The organism is Streptomyces kronopolitis (assembly GCF_014646275.1).
Lineage (GTDB): Bacteria > Actinomycetota > Actinomycetes > Streptomycetales > Streptomycetaceae > Streptomyces > Streptomyces kronopolitis.
Genome location: NZ_BMND01000024.1, coordinates 25,619 through 41,870 on the forward strand (window position 1 = coordinate 25,619; position 16,252 = coordinate 41,870).

18 protein-coding genes are annotated in these 16,252 nt (G+C 69.8%); 2 read left to right on the forward strand and 16 right to left on the reverse strand.

The genetic code is table 11. The annotated features are described in order from the left end of the window. Positions 1-52: 52 nt before the first annotated feature. From tatA to IEY78_RS23580, 9 genes are all read right to left on the reverse strand, one after another. Positions 53-349 (reverse strand): Sec-independent protein translocase subunit TatA, encoded by a 297-nt coding sequence (gene tatA / locus IEY78_RS23540; RefSeq protein WP_189101385.1) that lies wholly within the window; start codon positions 347-349, stop codon positions 53-55. Positions 350-582: 233 nt separating this feature from the next. Continuing rightward, a complete protein-coding gene (locus tag IEY78_RS23545; protein WP_189101387.1) occupies positions 583-786 on the reverse strand; it encodes a hypothetical protein in 204 nt (67 codons plus the stop codon). Positions 787-802: 16 nt separating this feature from the next. Then, positions 803-1,063, reverse strand: coding sequence for a hypothetical protein (locus tag IEY78_RS23550; RefSeq protein WP_189101389.1), 261 nt, complete (start codon positions 1,061-1,063; stop codon positions 803-805). A gap of 40 nt (positions 1,064-1,103) precedes the next feature. Further along, positions 1,104-2,054, reverse strand: coding sequence for a helix-turn-helix transcriptional regulator (locus tag IEY78_RS23555; RefSeq protein ID WP_189101391.1), 951 nt, complete (start codon positions 2,052-2,054; stop codon positions 1,104-1,106). Positions 2,055-2,070: 16 nt separating this feature from the next. Continuing rightward, complete coding sequence (locus IEY78_RS23560) at positions 2,071-3,039, reverse strand: helix-turn-helix transcriptional regulator (protein WP_189101393.1); 969 nt, start codon at positions 3,037-3,039, stop codon at positions 2,071-2,073. 138 nt (positions 3,040-3,177) lie between these two features. Then, on the reverse strand, positions 3,178-3,552 hold the full coding sequence (locus IEY78_RS23565) for an FKBP-type peptidyl-prolyl cis-trans isomerase (RefSeq protein ID WP_018087767.1): 375 nt from the start codon (positions 3,550-3,552) through the stop codon (positions 3,178-3,180). Positions 3,553-3,620: 68 nt separating this feature from the next. After that, positions 3,621-4,610, reverse strand: coding sequence for an FKBP-type peptidyl-prolyl cis-trans isomerase (locus tag IEY78_RS23570; RefSeq protein WP_189101395.1), 990 nt, complete (start codon positions 4,608-4,610; stop codon positions 3,621-3,623). 137 nt (positions 4,611-4,747) lie between these two features. Next, on the reverse strand, positions 4,748-6,109 hold the full coding sequence (pafA, locus tag IEY78_RS23575; protein WP_189101397.1) for a Pup--protein ligase: 1,362 nt from the start codon (positions 6,107-6,109) through the stop codon (positions 4,748-4,750). 9 nt (positions 6,110-6,118) lie between these two features. Beyond that, positions 6,119-7,378 carry an MFS transporter gene (locus IEY78_RS23580; protein ID WP_189101399.1) on the reverse strand — a complete coding sequence of 420 codons (1,260 nt, stop codon included), beginning with the start codon at positions 7,376-7,378 and terminating at the stop codon, positions 6,119-6,121. A 119-nt stretch (positions 7,379-7,497) separates the two neighbouring features. Between IEY78_RS23580 and IEY78_RS23585 the strand changes: the two genes are divergently transcribed. Next, complete coding sequence (locus IEY78_RS23585) at positions 7,498-8,658, forward strand: LacI family DNA-binding transcriptional regulator (protein ID WP_189101400.1); 1,161 nt, start codon at positions 7,498-7,500, stop codon at positions 8,656-8,658. Positions 8,659-8,702: 44 nt separating this feature from the next. Here the strand turns inward: IEY78_RS23585 and prcA are convergent, their stop codons facing one another. From prcA to arc, 6 genes are all read right to left on the reverse strand, one after another. Next, complete coding sequence (prcA, locus tag IEY78_RS23590; protein ID WP_189101401.1) at positions 8,703-9,557, reverse strand: proteasome subunit alpha; 855 nt, start codon at positions 9,555-9,557, stop codon at positions 8,703-8,705. Between the two features lie 66 nt (positions 9,558-9,623). Then, positions 9,624-10,469 carry a proteasome subunit beta gene (gene prcB, locus IEY78_RS23595; RefSeq protein ID WP_189101402.1) on the reverse strand — a complete coding sequence of 282 codons (846 nt, stop codon included), beginning with the start codon at positions 10,467-10,469 and terminating at the stop codon, positions 9,624-9,626. Then, positions 10,421-11,023, reverse strand: a complete 603-nt coding sequence (locus tag IEY78_RS23600; RefSeq protein WP_189101403.1) for an endonuclease VII domain-containing protein — start codon at positions 11,021-11,023, stop codon at positions 10,421-10,423. Before IEY78_RS23600 ends, prcB begins: the two co-directional genes overlap by 49 nt. 5 nt (positions 11,024-11,028) lie before the next feature. After that, entirely contained in the window at positions 11,029-11,247 is a 219-nt protein-coding gene (locus tag IEY78_RS23605; RefSeq protein ID WP_189101404.1) for a ubiquitin-like protein Pup, read from the reverse strand. A 189-nt stretch (positions 11,248-11,436) separates the two neighbouring features. Next, complete coding sequence (gene dop / locus IEY78_RS23610) at positions 11,437-12,948, reverse strand: depupylase/deamidase Dop (protein ID WP_352231928.1); 1,512 nt, start codon at positions 12,946-12,948, stop codon at positions 11,437-11,439. Positions 12,949-13,227: 279 nt separating this feature from the next. Further along, the gene (gene arc, locus IEY78_RS23615; RefSeq protein WP_189101405.1) at positions 13,228-14,994 is read right to left on the reverse strand and encodes a proteasome ATPase; all 1,767 of its coding nucleotides are present in this window, start codon (positions 14,992-14,994) and stop codon (positions 13,228-13,230) included. 248 nt (positions 14,995-15,242) lie between these two features. On the opposite strand from arc, the gene IEY78_RS23620 reads away from it, so the two are divergent. Then, a complete protein-coding gene (locus IEY78_RS23620) occupies positions 15,243-15,536 on the forward strand; it encodes a ferredoxin (protein WP_189101406.1) in 294 nt (97 codons plus the stop codon). 45 nt (positions 15,537-15,581) lie between these two features. Here the strand turns inward: IEY78_RS23620 and IEY78_RS23625 are convergent, their stop codons facing one another. Continuing rightward, positions 15,582-16,157 carry a hypothetical protein gene (locus IEY78_RS23625; RefSeq protein WP_189101506.1) on the reverse strand — a complete coding sequence of 192 codons (576 nt, stop codon included), beginning with the start codon at positions 16,155-16,157 and terminating at the stop codon, positions 15,582-15,584. Between the last annotated feature and the right edge of the window lie 95 nt (positions 16,158-16,252).

The window sequence follows — 16,252 nt, forward strand, 5'->3', positions numbered from 1 at the left end:
GTCTCGTGCATCAGCCCTTGCCGGCCGGACCGGCCGACGGGATCGGTTCGGGTCAGCTCTGCTTGGTGGTGTGCTGCGGCTCGGCCACGGGGCGCGAGCTGTTCACATCACCGGGAGCCGCCTGGATCGTGCGAGGGGCCTGCTGGGCACCGTCGGAGGCCTCGGACGAGCCGGCACCGGCACCGCCCTCGGTCTCGCCCTCCTTCTTCATGGCCTTGGCCTCGCTCTTGAGGATGCGGGCCGACTTGCCGAGCGAACGCGCCATGTCCGGAAGCTTCTTCGCGCCGAACAGCAGCACAATAACGACGAGGATCAGAATGATCTCGGAGGGCCTCAGGTTGCTGAGCATGTGCGACTACCTTCTCGCCGGGGCGGCGTCTGCTGTGGTGCCTGCCGATAGGGTCGGACTGGCGTCCTGGTGCTCACTCGATCGTAACGTTCGGTGGTGAACGCCGGGCAATGCCCGTGCGTCGTCCCGATTGCCTCGACCGCCGCTCTGTACGCACCGCGAATCAGCGTACCCCTCCGGCCGCCGGGGCAGCAGAGCGCCGCCGCCCCCGGCGACGTCCCCGCGTCCCGCGGTCAGTCCCGGCCGGTGCCGGGCGCCCGGGAGGCGAGCGGGGTCGCCGCCCGCTCCAGGTCCTCGGCGGCCCGCTGGATCCGCTCGGAGGACGCCCCGACCTGCCGGGCCAGCCGCCGCACCTCCGCGAAGACGCGGACGGCCAGGACGCCGAGCACGGCGATCCCGGCGAAGCCGAGGGCGATTGCGATCATGGGCCAGAGCATGCGGCGAGCCTACCCGTCAGCCCGTGTGCAGCCGCAGCGTGCGGACCCCGCCGCCGGTGAGCAGCTCGATGATCCGCTCACCGGCCGGCTTGCGCACCGCGTGCCGGCAGTCGGGGCAGGTGAAGGAGTAGAAGGTGGTGCGGCTGCTGGCGCCGATCGCCAGCCGGAAGGCGTCGGAGGCCAGCTCGAAGCGGCCCCGGCAGTCCGGGCAGGCGGCCTTGAAGAACACCGGGCCGGCCAGGCCCACCAGTCCGGCGGCCGTCTTGGTCGTCGTCATCCCTCGCTGCCTCCTGCTTCGTCCCCCGGCGGTGCGGGGCTCACTCGCCGTATGCCGCGAGTGCCTGGTCGGCGGCCTGCCGTGCGCTGTCCGCCAGGGCCTGCGGCGCCACGATCCGGCCGTCCCGGCCCAGCCGCAGCGCCAGCCGCCGCAGCGAGGCCGGGTCGGGGGTGCGCAGGGTGATCCGCAGACCGCCGTCGGGAAGCTCCTCGGCGCTGTCGTGCGGGTAGTACTCGGCGACCCAGCGGCCGCCGGGCCCGACCTCGATGCAGACCTCGGGGTCCTCGGCCGCGGGCTGCACCAGGCCCTCCGACAGATCGCGCAGCTCGACCGGGGGCGGGTCGGCCGCCGCGTCCAGCAGCTTGATCTCGGCGACCCGGTCGAGCCGGAAGGTGCGGCGGGCCTCCGAGAGCCGGCACCACGCCTCCATATAGGTGTGGCCGACGGCGAACAGCCGGATCGGGTCGACCTCGCGCTCGGTCAGCTCGTCGCGCGCCGGTGAGTAGTAGCGCAGCCACAGCCGGCGCCGCTCGGCGATGGCGCGGTCGACGTCGGCGAAGACCCCGCCCTCGGACTCGAAGGTCACCGAGAGCCGGGAGCTGGCGCCGGCCGCCTCGCCGGCCGCCGCCTCCAGCTTGGCGGTGGCGCGCAGCAGCGCCTGGCGGTCGCCCTCGCGCAGCCCGGGCAGGGTGGCCACCGCGCGGGCCGCGACCAGCAGCGCGGTCGCCTCGTCGGCGGCCAGCCGCAGCGGCTCGGCGACGTCGTCGGGGTTGTGCCACCAGATGCGGTCGCCGTCGGTGTCGATGTCCAGGAGGTCGCCGCCGCGGAAGCTCGTCCCGCACATCGGCAGGACGTCGAGGTCGGCGATCAGCTCGTCCTCGGTGATGCCGAAGGCACGGGCGACGTCCCCGACGCGGGCACCGGGGCGCTCGCGCAGATAGGTCACCAGGGACAGCATCCGGCGGGTCTGGTCGATCGCGTTCGTCGCCATGGGTCTCGTATCCCTCTCAGCCCTTGGCCACGGCGCGCAGCCGGTCGATGACCTCGGCGCGCAGTTCCGCGGGTTCCAGTACGACCACGTCGGGCCCGAACTCCACGAGCCAGGCGTCGAGTCCGTGGCCGTTGGGGATCTCCAGCTCGTCCCAGCCGTCGCCCAGCGCGCGGACGGTGCGCGCCCGGGCGCGCAGCGGATAGCCGTGCTCGGCACGGAGCTTGATGCGGGCGGTGCCGGTGGCGGTCTCCCCGGCCCAGCTCTCGACGGTCTCGCGGACCGTGACGTGGTCGGGCACCGGAGCGGTGAACTTCCCTTGCCGGGAGCGGACCTTGCCGGTGATGCGGGAGAGCCGGAAGACCCGCTCCGCCGCGCGCTCGCGGTCCCAGCCGGCGACGTACCAGTGGCCCCGCCAGCACTCCAGGATCCAGGGTTCGACCTGCCGCTGCTCGGGGTGGGCCGCGGTGGACTTGCGGTAGTCGAAGACGACCGGCCGGCGGTCGCGGCAGGCCAGCATCAGCGGCTCGAACGCGGCCTCGTGGGCGGGGATCCGCGGCTCCAGCGCGCTGTGCGGCTGCCCGGCGTCGAGGTCCGCGCCCTCGCCGGCCAGCGGCATCCCGGCCGCGCGCAGCTTCTGCAGCGCGCCGGAGGCGGCGCCGGCCAGCCGGGCCTGCTGCCAGATCTTCGCGGCGAGCCCGAGGGCGGCGGCCTCCTCGGCGTCCAGCGTGATCGGGGGCAGGCGGTTGCTGTCGCGCCGGGCGAGGTAGCCGATGTCGCCGTCGATGCCCTCGACGGTCTCGATGACCAGTCCGAGCTCCCGCAGATCATCCTTGTCCCGCTCGAACATGCGGTTGAACGAGTCGTCGTTGCCGGCCTCGATATAGGCCTCGATGGACGACCTCAGCTCACGCTTGGTCAGCGGGCGTCGCGTCCCCAGCAGGCACAGCGCCAGGTTCATCAGCCGCTCGGCCTTGGCAATGGCCATCGACGCCCTTTCTCGTTGAACTCCCGATCGTTGACCGTACCGCTCGGGGTGGTCAGGGCAAAAGCCGAGGGCCCGTGCCATGGCGGCACGGGCCCTGGGGTGCGTCAGCCGTGGCCCCGAGGGGCGGCCGGCGTGGTCTCAGACCGAGACCAGGTCGCAGACGAAGATCAGCGTCTCGCCCGGGGCGATCCGCCCGCCGCCGGCGCCGCGGTCGCCGTAGGCGAGGTGCGCGGGGATGGTGAGCCGGCGGCGGCCGCCGACCTTCATGCCCTGCACGCCCTGGTCCCAGCCGGCGATGACCTGGCCGGCGCCCAGCTGGAACTGCAGCGGCTTGCCGCGGTTCCAGCTCGCGTCGAACTCCTCGCCGGTGCTGAAGGACACGCCGACGTAGTGGACGGAGACGGTGTCCCCGGCCTTGGCGACCGGCCCGTCGCCCTCCGTCAGGTCCACGATCTCGAGCTCGGTGGGAGCCGGGCCCTCAGGAAAGTCGATCTCGGGCTTGTCGATGCTCACGGATGTGCTCCTACTTACGAATCTTTACGATTACCGGGCCAGTCTTGCAGATCTTGCCGGTGCCGCTGTCAGACCGTGCCGACGATGTCGACCGAGAAGACCAGGGTGTTCTTGTCCAGCCCGCTCTGCGGGTTGCCGCCGTAGGCCAGCTTCGGCGGGATCACGATCTCGACCCGGTCACCGACGTGCTTGCCCACCAGCGCCTTGTCCCAGCCCGGGACGACCTGGCCGGCGCCGATCTGGAACGCGGTCGCGCCACCGTGGTCCCAGGAGGAGTCGAACTTCTTGCCGTCCTCCCACTTCACGCCGGTGTACTGCGCGATCAGGCCCTGGCCGGCCTTGACCTCGGGGCCCTTGCCCTTGATCAGGACCTGCTGCTTGAGGTCCTTGGGCGCCTTCTCCCCCTTGGGCACGGTGATCTTCGCGGCCTTCGCGCCCTCGGCCGACACCTCGGGCATCCCGCTCTCCGGAGCCGCCTGCTTGCCCTCCGCCTTCGCCTTCTTGTCGACCTTCTTGGCCCCGACGACATCGAGGACCCACACCAGGCCGTCGGTCGGCTTGATGCCGATCTTCGGGTTCAGGCCCGCGCCGATCAGCGCCTTGGCAGTGCCCTCGACCTCGACGCGGCTGCCGACCTTCTGCCCGGCGACCGCGGCCAGCACCTTCGGCGGCAGCTGCTGCTGCTGGGCCTGGTCGCTGGCCTCGGCGACGATCTGGGGACGCGGGCCACCGGGCTTGGCGCCCGGCTGCGGCGTCCAGCTGCTGCCGAGGTTCTGGCCCTTCATCGACTGTCCCGAGTAGTCCAGGCGGACCAGGTCACCCTTGTTGACGGTGGCACCCTTGCCCTCGCTGAGGGTCTTGGTGACGACCTTGTCGGCCGGCTTGGCGCCCTTGGGCACCGTGATCTTGGGCTTCGCCCCTGCCTTGCCATCGACCTTGACGACCGCGTCGCCCGCCGAGCCCTTGCCGTCGTCGTTCCCGCAGGCGGCGGTGAACAGCAGGACGGGCACGGTCAGCGCCGCCGCGGCGGCGCGGCAGGTGTTCTTCGTGAGGTTCATCAGTCCAACTCGGGCTCGTGGGGAAATGGGCAATGCCCGCCACTCTACGACCTGTGCCGCCGGGCGCCTCCCGGCACAACAAAGCGATGTGCCGGGAGCCGCGAGGGCTCCCGGCACACCTCCGCATTCCCCGCGGGTCACATACCGGCGATCAGCTTCTCCACCCGGTCGTCCACGGACCGGAAGGGGTCCTTGCACAGGACCGTGCGCTGCGCCTGGTCATTGAGCTTGAGATGCACCCAGTCGACCGTGAAATCACGGCGTTGCTCCTGGGCACGGCGGATGAAGTCGCCGCGCAGCCGCGCGCGGGTGGTCTGCGGGGGCACCGACTTGCCCTCGAAGATCTTCAGGTCGTTGCAGATCCGCGCGGCCTGCCCCTTCCGCTCCAGGAGGTAGTAGAGCCCCCGGCGGCGGTGGATGTCGTGGTACGCGAGGTCTATCTGCGCCACCCGTGGGTGGGACATGGTGATGTTGTTCTTTGTCCGGTACCGCTCGATGAGCTGATGTTTCATCACCCAGTCGATCTCGGTGGAGATGCGGTCCAGCTCCTGGTCCCGGATCGCCTCCAGCGTCCGGCCCCACAGCTCCAGCACCTGCTCGACGATGCCCGTGCGGATGCCGCGGCGGTCGACGAAGTCCACGGCCTTGTCGTAGTACTCCTGCTGGACCTCCAGCGCGGAGGCCTCGCGCCCGCTGGCCAGCCGCACCTTGCGCTGCCCGGTGATGTCGTGACTGACCTCACGGATGGCCCGGATGGGGTTCTCCAGCGTCAGATCGCGCATCACCGTGCCCGCCTCGATCATGCGCAGCACGAGATCGGTGGCACCGACCTTCAGCATCATGGTCGTCTCGGACATGTTGGAGTCGCCGACGATGACGTGCAGGCGCCGGTAGCGCTCGGCGTCGGCGTGCGGCTCGTCGCGGGTGTTGATGATCGGCCGGGACCGCGTCGTCGCCGAGGAGACGCCCTCCCAGATGTGCTCCGCGCGCTGGCTGACGCAGTAGACGGCGCCCCTGGGGGTCTGCAGCACCTTGCCCGCGCCGCACAGCAGCTGACGGGTGACCAGGAACGGGATGAGGATGTCCGCGAGCCGGGAGAACTCACCATGACGGGCGACGAGATAATTCTCGTGACAGCCGTAGGAGTTACCCGCCGAATCGGTGTTGTTCTTGAAGAGGTAGACGTCGCCCGCGATTCCCTCCTCGTGCAGGCGGCGCTCGGCGTCGACGAGCAGGCCTTCGAGAATGCGCTCGCCGGCCTTGTCGTGCGTGACCAGCTCGGTCACGTTGTCGCACTCGGGAGTTGCGTATTCCGGGTGCGAACCCACGTCCAGGTACAGGCGGGCGCCGTTCCGCAGGAAGACATTGCTGCTGCGGCCCCATGACACGACACGGCGGAAGAGGTAGCGCGCCACTTCGTCAGGCGACAGTCGGCGCTGTCCCCTGAACGTGCACGTGACGCCGTACTCGTTCTCCAGCCCGAAAATGCGGCGGTCCATGACTGAACATTACGCCTGACGGCCTGCTCTGAAACCGGGTTCGGCCGCCCCGTTTCGATCATTTTCCGTCGTGTGCGTATCAGCTGTGGGCTGGACGGGATCCCCGAGGAATCGCTTCGTCGACAAAAGGACCACTACCGCGGCGAGTCCGCCGGCCGCGGCGACCGCGAATCCCGCCACCGCGCCACCGCGCTCGACCGCCGGCCCCACCAAGGAGGCTCCCATCGCCGAGCCGACCCCGAACGTCGTCACCAGCCACGAAAACGCCTCCGTCACGGTCCCCTTGGGCGCATGCCGGTCCACGACCACGAACGCGCAGGCCAGCGCCGGTGCCAGGAACACCCCGGCGACCCCGGTCAGCAGCGTCATCCCGACGACATCCGGCACCAGCACCAGCGGCAGATAGCCCAGCGCCAGCATGCCGATCAGCAGCCGCAGCCGCCCCTCCGGCCGCCCGGGCCACTCGCGGGCGCCGTAGACCACTCCGCCGACCAGCGCACCGGCGCCCAGCGCGGAGAGCAGCCAGCTGGAGACCATGCCGCCGCCGTGCTCATCGGCGTACGCCACCGCCGCGACCGCGATCGACCCCAGCGCCAGCCCCACGAAGAAGAACGCCCCGATCAGCACCAGCAGCCCCTTGGAGCGCAGCGCCCCCAGCCAGTGCGCCTCACGCGGGCCGCTGCGCCACTGCCGCGACGGCTCCGAGACCACGACGGAGAGCGCGCCGAGCACCCCGATCAGGTTGATCACCAGCAGCGCGGCGCTCTCCGACCAGACCGCCACGCACAGCGTCACCAGCAACGGGCCCACCGCGAACATGACTTCCTGCGCGACCGCGTCCAGCGCGTAGGCGGCGTGCACCCGGTCCGCGCGCCGCAGCACACCGGGCCACAGCGCCCGCAGACCGCCCTCCAGGGGCGGGGTGAAGAAACCGGCGATCACCATGGCGGCGTAGGCCGGCCAGAGCACGTCCAGGCCGACGGCCGTGAGCAGCGCCGCGCCGAGCGCCGAGACGACCGAGGCGGGCAGCATCACCCGCGGCTGGCCCCAGAGGTCCACCGCCCGGCCGAGCAGCGGCTGGCCGACGGCGTTGCACAGGCCGTAGACCGCGGAGAGCGCGCCGGCCAGGGCGTAGCTGCCGCCCTCGGCCCGTACGAAGAGGACCACCGCCAGCGCCGCGGTGGCGTTCGGCAGCCGCCCGGCCAGCGTCCCCGCCAGGAGCCGGGCCGCGTGCCGGGTTCTGAGCAGCTCCGCATATCCCGCGGCCATCCCCGCCCCTCTCGGTCCGGCCCGGCCGGACGTGATACGTATAACTTCCGGGGTTATACGTATCATGACGGCACTCCGGGGTCCACCCGGGCCGCCGCACACAAGGAGCGAAACAGCCGGTGACCAGCGACGAGGCCCCCACACCGCCCGGTGCGAGCGCCGTTCCCCACCCTCCCGGATCCGCTCGGGCAGAGGGGGCGCCCGTCACCGGAGCGGCCGGCGCCGCGCACCCCGGCGGCCGGGCCGCCGCCCGCACCACCAGCCGGGACGTCGCCCGCCTCGCCGGCGTCTCCCAGGCCGCGGTCTCGCTGGTGCTGGGCGACAAGTGGCACGGCAGGGTCTCCCCCGGCAAGGCCGAGGCCGTCCGCGACGCCGCCCGCGCGCTGGGCTACCGCCCCAATCTCGCCGCCCGCAGCCTGCGCATGGGCCGTACCCGCACCGTGCTCCTCGTCGTCCCCGCCCTGACCACCGAGTTCTTCGCCCGCGTCTACACCGGCGCGGCCCGGGTGGCCGCCGCGCACGGCTTCGGTGTCGTCCTCTACCCCTCCCCCGAGGGCATCGGCCCGGCCCGCGACCCCTTCGACTCCGCCGCGGCCACCCTCGACGGCGTGATCGCCTCGTCCATGGCCGCGGACGCCCTCACCACCCTCCGCGACGCCGGCCTGCCGCTGGTCATGCTGGACAGCGACCCCGGCGACCACCGGGCCACCGCCACCGTCAACCTCGACATCGCCGACGGCGTACGGCAGCTGACCACCCATCTGGTCGCCCTCGGGCACCGCCGCATCACCCATCTCGCGGCCGAGGTGCGCTCCTGGACGTTCGAGGTCCGCTCCCGTGCCCTCGCCGACGCCCTCCACGGTGTCCCCGGGGCACGGCTGCGGCGCGAGCCGGCCGCCCTGGACATCGACGCCGGACTGCGGGCCGCACACGCCGCACTGACCGGCCCCGGGCCCCGCCCCACGGCCCTGCTCTGCGACGACGACATCATCGCCGCGGGCGCCTGCAAGGCGGTGCGCCGGCTCGGGCTGCGGATCCCCGAGGACGTCTCCGTGACCGGATTCGACGATCTGGCCCTGGCGGTCGCCGTCGAACCGGAGCTGACGACCGTGCGGCTGCCCGCCGAGGAGTTCGGCCAGGCCGGCATGCGGGCCCTGATGGCGGTGCTCGACGGCCACCCTGCCCCGGCCCCCGCCCTGCCGGTGGAACTGGTCACCCGCGGCTCCACCGCCCCGCCCGCGGACGCCCCCGGCAACGCCGCGCGCCCCGGCGGGCGATGACCCACCGGGGCGCGCGATCCGGATACCGGTCCGGAAACCGTGTCTCAGAGCAGCGGGCCGGACTCCCCCTCGGAGTCGTCCTTGCCGCCCGCCTTCCCGCCCTTGGCGCCCTTGCCGGACGCCCCGGACTCCCCGGCACCGGCACCCGCGTCCGACTCCGCGCCGGCCGCGTCCCCGGCAGTGCCGGCGTCCCCGGTGGCGGGCTCGTCCAGCAGCCGGGAGAGCTGCCGGCCCAGGATCCGCTTGAACTTGCGCTGCTGGGGCCGCGTGCGGTCCAGCGTCGCGACCTCCAGCTGCTCGGCGGTCAGGGTGCGCTCACCGCCGTTGGTGTCCCGCGACAGCGAATCCACCGCCAGCTTGAGCGCCTCGGCCAGCGTCATGCCGTCGCGGTGGCGCTGGTCGAGATAGCTGCTGATCTGGTCGGCGTTGCCGCCCACCGCCACCGAACCGTGCTCGTCCACGATCGAGCCGTCGTGCGGCAGCCGGTAGATCTGGTCGTCCTCGGGGGCGCTGCCCACCTCGGCCACGATCAGCTCGACCTCGTACGGCTTCTCGGCGGCGCTGGAGAAGATCGTGCCGAGCGTCTGGGCGTAGACGTTCGCCAGGCCCCGCGCGGTCACGTCCTCACGGTCGTACGTGTAGCCGCGCAGATCCGCGTAGCGCACGCCGCCGATCCGCAGATTCTCGAACTCGTTGTACTTGCCGACCGCCGCGAAGGCGATGCGGTCATAGATCTCGCTGACCTTGTGCAGGGCGCGGGAGGGATTCTCGGCGACGAAGACCACGCCGTCGGTGTACTGCAGCACCACGACGCTGCGCCCGCGCGCGATGCCCTTGCGGGCGTACTCGGCGCGGTCGGCCATGGCCTGCTGGGGTGAGACATAGAACGGCGTCGACACCGGCTATCCGTCCCTTCCTGTCAAAAGCTCTCTCACTGGCGAATGCATAGCGGACCATCCGTCCCGTCAGAGCAGCGCCGCGCGCGGGCCGTCGGGCTGTTCCAGGCGGCGCTCGTAGACGGCACGGGCGATCTCCGAGACCTCCGTCTCGGCCAGCCGACGGAAGCCGTCCTCGGTGATCACCGTGACGATGGGGTAGATCCGCCGCGCCATATCGGGTCCGCCCGTCGCCGAGTCGTCGTCCGCGGCGTCGTAGAGCGCCTGGACGACGGCCGTGGCCGCCTGATCCTCCGTGAAGTCTTCCTTGAACAGCTTCTTGAGGGCACTGCGCGCGAACACCGAGCCGGAACCCGTCGCCGCGAAACCGTGCTCCTCCGAGCGCCCGCCGGTCACGTCGTACGAGAAGATACGGCCCTTCTCGCGGTCGAGGTCGTAGCCGGCGAACAACGGCACCACGGCCAGGCCCTGCATGGCCATGCCGAGGTTGCTGCGGATCATCGTCGACAGGCGGTTCGCCTTGCCCTCCAGGGAGAGTTGGGCGCCCTCGACCTTCTCGAAGTGCTCCAGCTCCAGCTGGAAGAGCTTGACCATCTCCACCGCGAGGCCCGCCGTGCCCGCGATACCGACCGCCGAATACTCGTCGGCCGGGAATACCTTCTCGATGTCCCGCTGCGCGATGACATTGCCCATCGTCGCCCGCCGGTCGCCGGCGAGCACCACGCCCCCCGGGAACGCCGCGGCCACGATCGTCGTGCCGTGCGGCGCCTCGATGGCACCCTGCACCGGCGGCAACGGGCGGCTGCCCGGCAGCAGAGCAGGTGAGTGTTCACCGAGGAAATCCATGAAGGACGAGGATCCAGGCGTCAGGAAGGCAGCTGGTAGACGCCCGGTGCTTCGAGTATTGGCTTCCACACGTTTCCTTCCAGATATGCGATGGCCCTGCGCATGGCGTCGGGGTCATCCCTCAACTTGCCGAGTGCCGAGTTGCAGTTGAAGCACAGTACGCCTCGGACCTTACCCGTATCGTGGTCGTGATCCACATGCTTGGGACCTGGCTCTAGACAGATCGGGCAGATACCGAACTGCTCCTTGAGCATCGTGTCCCGCTCGGCCACGGTGAGGCCGTAGTGACGCTTGAGGTGGCTTGCTCGGCTTTGGACGGCCCGGCACGCCTTGCAGCGTGTCGAAAGGCCGTCGGAGGCGGTCGCATTACGGTGCCATTCACCGTGTGGCTTGATTTCCCCGCAGGTGCGGCACAGCTTGTGTCCGTGCGGGACATCCACCCTCTCCCGCACGGTCTTCCCCAGAGCCTTGCGGCGGCGCCGGTAGTACGTGGCTCCGTACTCCGCCACGCACTCCCGACACCGCACCTGGAGTCCATCACGCCGGTTCTTGTCCGCAGCGAACGAGGGCAGCGGTAAACGGCGTTTGCACCCGGTGCATCCCTTGCCGACCGAGTCGGACATATACCCTACTGTCCGCCTTTTTGCACGAAACTCCGCACGAAATCCTCTGCGTTTTCCTCAAGTACGTCGTCGATCTCGTCCAGGACGGAATCCACGTCGTCCGACAACTTCTCCTGGCGTTCCTTGAGGTCGTCCGTGGCCTGCGCGTCCTCGGTCTGCTCCTCGACCTCTTCGGTGGAACGCGTGGCCTTGGCCTGTCCGCCGCCGCTGTCCTTGGTCGCCATGTCCCTCACCCCGCTCGGTTCGCCCCGCTCGATGTGACCTTCAAGATCCGACCCTACAAGCAGGGTCCGACATCGGCCCTGCACTTGCTGCAACGCCCGGGAGTCACCTCGATGATTCCCGCACCGCGGCGATTTCAGCCCCGGATCGGCTGCGGATCGTCGGGAATTTTGTCGTGCCCCTGCCGTGGTTCAGCGGCCGGAAAGCGTCCTCACCAGCTCTTCTGCGGTGCGGCAGCGGTCCAGGAGCTCCTTGACGTGCTTACGGGTCCCCCGCAGCGGCTCCAGCGTGGGAACCCGTTGCAGAGAGTCACGACCGGGCAGGTCGAAGATGACCGAATCCCAGGAGGCGGCCGCGACGTCGTCCGCGTACTGCTCCAGGCAGCGGCCGCGGAAATACGCCCTGGTGTCCTCTGGAGGCTTCTGCTCGGCCCGCTCGACCGTGGGCTCGTCCAGCAGCCGCTTCATCTTGCCGCGGGCCGCCAGACGGTTGTACAGGCCCTTGTCCGGCCGTACGTCGGCGTACTGCAGGTCGATGAGGTGCAGGCGGGCGGCGTCCCAGTCCAGGCCGTCGCGGCGGCGGTAGCCCTCCATCAGCTCGCGCTTGGCGACCCAGTCCAGCTCGCCCGACAGGCTCATCGGGTCGTTCTCCAGCCGGCCGAGCACGTCCTCCCACCTGGTCAGGACGTCCTTGGTCTGCTCGTCCGCATCCGCTCCGTAACGGTCCTCGACATATTTGCGGGCCAGTTCGAAGTACTCCATCTGGAGCTGTACGCCCGTGAGAGTGCGGCCGCTGCGGAGCGTGATCAGATGTTGCAGACCGGGATCGTGCGAGACCTGGTGCAGGGTGCGGACGGGCTGGTCGACGGCCAGGTCGACGGCGATGAAACCGTCCTCGATCATGGACAGCACCAGTGAGGTGGTGCCCAGCTTCAGATACGTCGAGATCTCGGAGAGGTTCGCGTCCCCGATGATCACGTGGAGCCGGCGGTACTTCTCCGCGTCCGCGTGCGGCTCGTCACGGGTGTTGATGATGGGCCGCTTGAGGGTCGTCTCGAGACCGACCTCCACCTCGAAGTAGTCGGCGCGCTGGCTGAGCTGGAAGCCGTGCTCGTGGCCGTCCTGGCCGATGCCGACCCGGCCGGCGCCGGTGATCACCTGACGGGACACGAAGAACGGCGTCAGGTGCCGCACGATGTCCGAGAACGGGGTCTCCCGCTTCATCAGGTAGTTCTCATGGGTGCCGTAGGAGGCGCCCTTGTTGTCGGTGTTGTTCTTGTAGAGGTGGATGGGCTGGGCGCCGGGGACCTGGCCGGCCCGTTCGGCGGCCTCGGCCATGATCCGCTCGCCGGCCTTGTCCCACAGCACGGCGTCCCGCGGATTGGTGACCTCCGGGGCGCTGTACTCCGGGTGGGCGTGGTCGACGTAGAGCCGGGCACCGTTGGTGAGGATCACATTGGCCAGGCCGATGTCCTCGTCGGTGAGCTGGCTGGAGTCGGCGTTCTCCCGTGCGAGGTCGAAGCCGCGGGCGTCCCGCAGCGGGTTCTCCTCCTCGAAGTCCCAGCGGGCACGGCGTGCCCGGTGCATCGCGGCCGCGTAGGCGTTGACGACCTGGGATGAGGTGAGCATGGCATTGGCGTTCGGGTGGCCGGGGACGGAGATCCCGTACTCCGTCTCGATTCCCATTACTCGCCGTACGGTCATGCGGCCCTCCTAGCCCGGCGGCGCCCCTGGATGGGGACGGCGCTCACGTACCGCGGTGCCTCCGGTCCCTGTGCGTGCCCCACGCCCGCACAGCGTGACGTAGCGGTAGTACCGAAGAGCCTAGAACGCCTTAGCGGCGCTGGGGAGATCATTACAGTCATTGCTCCAGTCCGGTTTTCCCTGATCCATCGCGCTCATTTGGGGAGCGGTTCCGGTGCTCCCGGAAATGCGTCCGGCTGCGGACGCCCCGTGCAGGACATCCGCAGCCGGAGAGCGGTGTTACAGGTATTGGCCGGTATTCGCCACCGTGTCGATGGAGCGGCCGGTGTCCGCGCCCTGCTTTCCGGTGACCAGCGTGCGGATGTATACGATCCGCTCGCCCTTCTTTCCGGAGATCCGGGCCCAGTCGTCCGGGTTGGTGGTGTTGGGCAGGTCCTCGTTCTCCTTGAACTCGTCCACGCAGGCCTGGAGGAGATGGGAGACCCGAAGGCCCTTCTGATTGTGTTCGAGGAAGGCCTTGATGGCCATCTTCTTCGCGCGTCCCACGATGTTTTCGATCATCGCACCGGAGTTGAAGTCCTTGAAATAGAGGACTTCCTTGTCACCATTGGCGTAGGTGACCTCCAGGAAGCGATTCTCCTCGGATTCCGCGTACATCTGCTCGACCACGGACTGGATCATCCCGCTCACCGCGGCCTTCCGCGATTCGCCGTGTTCGGCGAGATCGTCGGAGTGCAGCGGCAGCCTTTCCGTGAGGTACTTCGAGAAGATGTCCTTGGCGGCCTCCGCGTCCGGACGCTCGATCTTGATCTTCACGTCGAGACGGCCGGGGCGCAGGATGGCCGGGTCGATCATGTCCTCGCGGTTCGAGGCACCGATCACGATCACGTTTTCCAGGCCCTCGACGCCGTCGATCTCGGAGAGCAGCTGCGGGACGATGGTGTTCTCCACGTCCGAGCTGACACCGGATCCACGGGTGCGGAAGAGGGAGTCCATCTCGTCGAAGAAGACGATGACGGGGGTGCCCTCGCTCGCCTTCTCCCTGGCGCGCTGGAAGACCAGCCGGATGTGCCGCTCCGTCTCGCCGACGTACTTGTTGAGCAGCTCGGGGCCCTTGATGTTGAGGAAGAAGCTCTTCCCCGCGGGCTGCCCGGTCACCTCGGCGACCTTCTTGGCAAGGGAGTTGGCGACCGCCTTGGCGATGAGGGTCTTGCCGCAGCCGGGCGGGCCGTAGAGCAAGACGCCCTTGGGCGGGCGGAGTTCGTGCTCCTTGAAGAGGTCGGGGTAGAGGTACGGAAGCTCGACCGCGTCCCGGATCAGCTCGATCTGGCCGCCCAGACCACCGATCTTGGTGTAGTCGATGTCCGGGACCTCTTCGAGGACGAGCTCCTCGACCTCGCTCTTCGGGATGACCTCGTAGACGTAGCCGGAGCGGGGCTCCAGCAGCAGGGCGTCGCCGGGGCGGATGGTGATGTCCAGCAGCGGCTCGGCGAGCCTGACCACCCGCTCCTCGTCGGTGTGGCCGATCACCAGGGCCCGCTCGCCGTCCTCGAGGATCTCCTTGAGGGTGACGATGTCGCCGGCGCTCTCGAACTCCATGGCCTCGACCACGTTGAGCGCTTCGTTGAGCATGACCTCCTGGCCGCGCCGGAGGTCCTCGGTCTCCACACTCGGGCTGACATTGACCCGGAGTTTTCTGCCTCCGGTGAAAATGTCGACCGTGTCGTCCTCGTTCGTCTGCAGGAAGACACCGAAGCCGGCCGGCGGCTGTGCGAGCCGGTCGACCTCCTCCTTGAGCGCGACGATCTGGTCGCGCGCCTCGCGGAGAGTATTGGCGAGACGCTCGTTCTGTGCCGAGACGCCGGCCAGGTTGGTCTGCAACTCGACGATCCGCTCTTCGAGAATCCTCGTGTGCCGCGGAGAGTCGGCGAGCTTGCGTCGCAGGACGGCGATCTCCTGCTCGAGATAGGCAACCTGGCCGGCGGGATCTTCAGACCCCCGCCCCGGCCGGATGCCGCGGTTGATGTCGTCGTCGTGGGCTGCCACGGTCCTCACCTCCTCCAAGGAGCTGGACGCTTCCTGACCCTACCTGGGCCGGTGCAGGTTGAAACCCCTAGATCGAAAAGACTGTCGGGGCGTGTCCGATCTTCACCCTTGCGCACGTCCTCACGCCAAGGGAATACCCACCCAACAACATCGGAAAGCGAGCGGTTGTATCGTCGACTCGGTCAACACCCGTCAGGGCTGGCGCCACTTAGGCAAAAACGGTTCACGTAGGCAGGACGGCAGGCGAGATGAGCGCGCAGGACGAAGCCCCAGAGCTGGAAGTATGGATCGATCAGGATCTGTGCACCGGGGACGGCATCTGTGCGCAGTACGCGCCGGAGGTCTTCGAGCTCGACATCGACGGGCTGGCCTATGTGAAGAGCCCCGACGACGAGCTGCTCCAGGACGAGGGGGCGACCACGCCCGTCCCGCTGAAACTGCTCGCCGACGTGCGGGACTCGGCGAAGGAGTGCCCCGGGGACTGCATCCACGTCCGCCGGGTCACCGACCGCGTCGAGGTCTACGGCCCGGACGCGGAGTAGCCGGCGGGGCGCGGAACGCGTCCGCCGGCCACATCATGTGACAGATCACGCACGCGCGGTGCCCAGGGCCGCGGGGAGATCGCTCTGAACGAACTTCCCGCCCTTCCATTGCCACTTGAGCCCCTTGTGCACGTCCGGGCAGCAGCGGGGCACGTCGAGGGTGGAGTAGCCCAGGAACGCCGCCGAGATCGCGCCATCCCTGACCGTGAGGGTTTGGACGGTGAGCTGCCGGGCGGGGGCGACCAGGGTCGCCACGACCCGGGGCGCCGCGCCGGCCTTTTCCGGCCCGGCCAGGACGTAGACGCCGGTGGGCGGGGTGCCGGTGCCGCTGTGGCAGCGGACGGCGGCGACCGTCTCGGTCGTCCCGTCGCCGTCGAGGTCGGCGGAGGCCTTCTTCACCACGTCGAGGCGGTTGGGTCCGCAGTCGACCGGAAAGCTGGCTCTGGCCGGATCGGGGGCCGCCGCGGGGGGCCGGCCGCCGGCGGCGTCGTGGGAGGTGGTGGCCGTGGCGGCGGCGGGCTGGAGGAGGGACGCGGCCGCGACGACCGCCGAAATGGCGGTGGCGGTGGCGAGCCAGTGCATGGGGCGCGGCTGGGTGTGCAAGAGGTCCTGGCCTGCCATGGGCTGCACGCGGGGTAACTCCTGTGAGGTGCTGTGGCGGTGGGAGTGTGCAGCATCGTTCCACAGGAGGGGGCACCAAGGAACCGGCCGGACGG

What these genes read in the sequence shown, in the direction of transcription:
- IEY78_RS23600 (WP_189101403.1), bottom strand. Translation starts at nt 11,023, where the DNA reads ATGTCCGACTCGGTCGGCAAGGGATGCACCGGGTGCAAACGCCGTTTA.
- IEY78_RS23545 (WP_189101387.1), bottom strand. Translation starts at nt 786, where the DNA reads ATGCTCTGGCCCATGATCGCAATCGCCCTCGGCTTCGCCGGGATCGCC.
- IEY78_RS23620 (WP_189101406.1), top strand. Translation starts at nt 15,243, where the DNA reads ATGAGCGCGCAGGACGAAGCCCCAGAGCTGGAAGTATGGATCGATCAG.
- IEY78_RS23560 (WP_189101393.1), bottom strand. Translation starts at nt 3,039, where the DNA reads ATGGCCATTGCCAAGGCCGAGCGGCTGATGAACCTGGCGCTGTGCCTG.
- IEY78_RS23625 (WP_189101506.1), bottom strand. Translation starts at nt 16,157, where the DNA reads ATGGCAGGCCAGGACCTCTTGCACACCCAGCCGCGCCCCATGCACTGG.
- IEY78_RS23555 (WP_189101391.1), bottom strand. Translation starts at nt 2,054, where the DNA reads ATGGCGACGAACGCGATCGACCAGACCCGCCGGATGCTGTCCCTGGTG.
- IEY78_RS23605 (WP_189101404.1), bottom strand. Translation starts at nt 11,247, where the DNA reads ATGGCGACCAAGGACAGCGGCGGCGGACAGGCCAAGGCCACGCGTTCC.
- IEY78_RS23550 (WP_189101389.1), bottom strand. Translation starts at nt 1,063, where the DNA reads ATGACGACGACCAAGACGGCCGCCGGACTGGTGGGCCTGGCCGGCCCG.
- dop (WP_352231928.1), bottom strand. Translation starts at nt 12,948, where the DNA reads ATGACCGTACGGCGAGTAATGGGAATCGAGACGGAGTACGGGATCTCC.
- pafA (WP_189101397.1), bottom strand. Translation starts at nt 6,109, where the DNA reads ATGGACCGCCGCATTTTCGGGCTGGAGAACGAGTACGGCGTCACGTGC.
- IEY78_RS23580 (WP_189101399.1), bottom strand. Translation starts at nt 7,378, where the DNA reads ATGGCCGCGGGATATGCGGAGCTGCTCAGAACCCGGCACGCGGCCCGG.
- IEY78_RS23570 (WP_189101395.1), bottom strand. Translation starts at nt 4,610, where the DNA reads ATGAACCTCACGAAGAACACCTGCCGCGCCGCCGCGGCGGCGCTGACC.
- tatA (WP_189101385.1), bottom strand. Translation starts at nt 349, where the DNA reads ATGCTCAGCAACCTGAGGCCCTCCGAGATCATTCTGATCCTCGTCGTT.